The sequence below is a fragment of the Streptomyces sp. NPDC058375 genome, assembly GCF_042723425.1.
In the GTDB taxonomy this organism is placed as follows: domain Bacteria; phylum Actinomycetota; class Actinomycetes; order Streptomycetales; family Streptomycetaceae; genus Streptomyces; species Streptomyces durocortorensis.
In genome coordinates this window covers 1-3331 of the sequence record NZ_JBHXJG010000427.1, presented here as the reverse complement: position 1 = coordinate 3331, position 3331 = coordinate 1, and the positions used below count along the sequence as shown (strand labels likewise).

3 protein-coding genes are annotated in these 3331 nt (G+C 74.8%); 2 read left to right on the top strand and 1 reads right to left on the bottom strand.

Annotation, left to right across the window (positions count from 1 at the left end):
• Window positions 1-64: 64 nt before the first annotated feature.
• Window positions 65-2239, bottom strand: a complete 2175-nt coding sequence (locus ACFWM7_RS34545) for a protein kinase (RefSeq protein ID WP_383268535.1) — start codon at window positions 2237-2239, stop codon at window positions 65-67.
• A 133-nt stretch (window positions 2240-2372) separates the two neighbouring features.
• Here ACFWM7_RS34545 and ACFWM7_RS34540 point away from each other — a divergent pair, with 133 nt between their 5' ends.
• Both ACFWM7_RS34540 and ACFWM7_RS34535 read left to right on the top strand, forming a co-directional pair.
• A complete protein-coding gene (locus ACFWM7_RS34540; protein ID WP_383268533.1) occupies window positions 2373-2750 on the top strand; it encodes an SH3 domain-containing protein in 378 nt (125 codons plus the stop codon).
• Window positions 2751-2796: 46 nt separating this feature from the next.
• Complete coding sequence (locus ACFWM7_RS34535) at window positions 2797-3327, top strand: hypothetical protein (RefSeq protein ID WP_383268530.1); 531 nt, start codon at window positions 2797-2799, stop codon at window positions 3325-3327.
• Window positions 3328-3331: the final 4 nt, after the last annotated feature.

Here is a 3331-nt window from a genome sequence, read left to right as displayed (position 1 = left end):
CCTCCGGCGATTGAGGAGCGGGGTCCGGGGCGGAGCCCCGGGAGCCCAAGGGCGGACCCGGCCCTCACCAGCCCCCCGGCTCCGCCCCGTCCACCGCGAAGACCGACCCGTCCGGAGCCGTTCCCACCACCATCCGCCCCGTCACCACCGGCGCAGGCAGATCGGACGCATACGTCAGCTTCCCCCCGCTCAGCCGCGCCCGAGTCTGCCCCACCAACGCCCCCCGCCCCGTGTCGACGGCCAGCAACCGTCCGTCCGCCGCGGAGAAATACAGGTGCCCGCCCTCCCCGAGCACCGGCGCGGACGCCCGACCCACCCCCGTCTCCAGCCGCCACAACTCCGCCCCCGCACCGCCGCCCGCCCCCGCCGTGTCGACGGCCAGCAGCGACCCGCCCCGCCCCAGCAGGTACGCGACATCCCCGGCCATGGCCACCTGCGGCCCGTCCAACGTGAAGGGAAGCGCGATCCGGGCGGCGACGCCGGACGCCGGGGCGTACCGAACGAGCCCGGCGGTGTCCGAGTTCCCGTTCATCGCCGTCAGCACCAGCTCCCCGGCCCCGGCCGTACCGACCGGGGTCAGCACCCCGTCCAGCCGCCGCTGCCAGGACGCCCGGCCGCTCACCGCGTCCACCGCCGTGACGAGCGTCGACGCACCGGAGGGCGCGTGCTCGAAGGCGTACGCGAGCCCGGACCCACCGTCGTACAGCGCGAAGTCCGGCCGTACGTGACCCGCCAGCGGCTTCTTCCAGCGCTGCGCCCCGCTCGTCCCGTCCAGCGCCGACACCGTCCCGTCGTCCGCGACGGCCAGCAGGGTGTCGCCCGCCGGAAACGCCCCACCGGGGTTCGCGGACAGCGCGGTGTCCCGGACGGCTGTCCCCTTCACCGGGTCGTACGCGCGGAGCTTCCCGTCCGGGCCGCCGGCCAGCACGACCGCTCCCGAGACGATCGGAGCGCGGGCGCTCTCGTCCGAGGAGGACCGGGCCGTCCAGACCACGCGCCCGTCCGCCGGGTCGATCCTGACCGTGCCGGTCCCGGCCACCGAGCAGTACAGCGCGCCCCCGGCCCCAGCACCGGCACAGACGGGCGTCCCGCTCCCGCCGGCCCGCAGCTCGGTACGCCAGGGAGCGACCGCACCCCCGGCCTCAGGCCCGCCCGCCTCCGCCTCCGGCCCGGGCGGGCTCGCCTCCGTACCGCCCCCGCCCCACACCCCGTACGCCCCCGCCACCAGCAGAAGCACCGCCGCCGCCACGACCAGCCGGGCCCGCGGCAGCCGCCGACGCCGGACCGCAGGCGCGGCGCGCACATGCGTGTCCTCCTCCGAACCGTCCGGCCGCTCCCCGTCCGGCGCGGCCGGCACCGCCGCCGCGACCACCGCCCGCCGCCGCTGCGCCGGTACGAACGCCTCGGCCTCGTACGACGGGGGCCCCAGCGCCGCCATCACCTCGTCCGGCGTCGGCCGCTCGCCCGGGTCCTTCGCCAGGCACCGGGCGACCAGCGGGGCCAGCTCCTCGGGCACCCCGCCCAGATCCGGCTGATCGTGCACCACCTGGTACGCCACGATGTACGGGCTGTCCGAGTCGAACGGCCCCCGGCCCGTCGCCGCGTGGACGATCACGGCCCCCAGCGCGAACACGTCGGCCGGCGGCCCCACCTCGCGCGGCCGCTGGAACTGCTCGGGAGCCATGTAGGGCGGCGATCCGATCAGCTTGCCGGTCTCGGTGCGCAGATCACTGTCGTACGGCCGCGAGATCCCGAAGTCGATGACCTTGGGGCCCCCGTCGGTCAGCAGCACGTTGCTCGGCTTCAGATCGCGGTGGATCACGCCCGCCCGATGGATGTCCCGCAGCGCCTCGGCAAGACCGGCGGTCAGCCTGCGCAGCGCGGCGGGGGCCAGCGGACCGTTCCGCTTCACCTGCTCGGCGAGCGTGGGCCCGGGAACGTAGAGGGTGGCCATCCAGGGCCGGTCGGCCTCCGGATCGGCGTCGACGACGGGCGCGGTGAACGCCCCGCTCACCCGCCGCGCGGCCGCCACCTCCTGGCGGAACCGCGCCCTGAAATCGGGATCCGCCGCATACGGCGGGTGCACGACCTTCACCGCGAGCTGCATCCCCGAGGCCGAGCGCGCCAGATGCACGACCCCCATGCCGCCGGAGCCGAGACGGGCTTCGAGACGGTAGGCGCCGGCGTACTGCGGAAACTCCGCTTCCGGATGCGCTCCGGGCTCTCGCAGCGGCGGCATCGCCCACCCCCGTGTGTTCGTGCGCATGCGACGCACGGAGCCTAGTCGATGGTGCGTGCGAGAAGCACGGCGCTTGCTAGCCTGCGCGTCGTACGCGCACCGCGTACGCGATGTCTCAACGGGGGAGGCCCACATGGGCGTTGAAGAGCACACGCAGGACCCGGCGGCGGCCACGGTCACGGACGGAACGGAAGAGGCGACGGCGACGGCGGAAGCCACGGCCACGGCGGAAGCCGCGGTGGCGGTGGAGACCACCGCGTCCGGCACCCGCTACCCGATCGCCCCGGGCTACCGGGTCAACGTCCGCACCGGCCCCGGCACCAGCTACCGCATCGTCAGGACCCTGCCGTACGGACAGAAGATCCCGATCTACTGCCAGAAGCCGGGGGAGCGGGTCACCGGCCCGTACGGCACGTCGAACCTCTGGGACAACATCGCCAACGGCCAGTTCGTCGCGGACGCCTATGTCTACACGGGGCGTGACGGCTACATCGCACCGCGCTGCGACTGACGGCACCACCCGGGGTACCGGGGGCGGCGGGGGGATAATCGACCCCGTGAGCGAGAACAGCGCAGCCCCCGGCACCCCGCCCGCCACGGCCCCGGGCCCGCAGCCCGAGCCCATCCGCTTCTTCGGCACGACATGGGTCGACCACGACGGCGGTTACGGGCTCCGCCGCGTCGGCGTCGCCGTCGGCTCCCTGGCCGCCGCCGTGGCCGCCTGCTTCGTCCTGCGCTTCGCCTACGAAGGCCTGGAGATCGCAGAGGTCGGCGGCCTCGTCGGCATTCTGGTCATCGCGATGTTCTCCATCTGCAGCGCCATCGCGTTCCGCAAGACCTGGGAGGGCTTCGGCGCCCGCCCGAAGGACCCGGCCCGCGAGGACTCCCTGCGCGGCCTGAAGTCGATCGGCTTCATCGGCTCGCTCCTCGCCTACTTCGTCCGCTCGCTCACCGAGGCCCCGGGCGAGAAGCTGCGCCGCACCGAGTACGAGCAGGCCCGCGTCCAGTTCGAGAAGCGCCGCTCGACCCGCACCGGCAACCCGGCGGCCCGAAAGGCATCCGGCCGCAAGCGCCCGAAGCGCACCTGAGGGC

Excerpts from the sequence above, each read along its gene's own strand:
- ACFWM7_RS34545 (WP_383268535.1), bottom strand. The coding sequence starts at position 2,239 with ATGCCGCCGCTGCGAGAGCCCGGAGCGCATCCGGAAGCGGAGTTTCCG.
- ACFWM7_RS34540 (WP_383268533.1), top strand. The coding sequence starts at position 2,373 with ATGGGCGTTGAAGAGCACACGCAGGACCCGGCGGCGGCCACGGTCACG.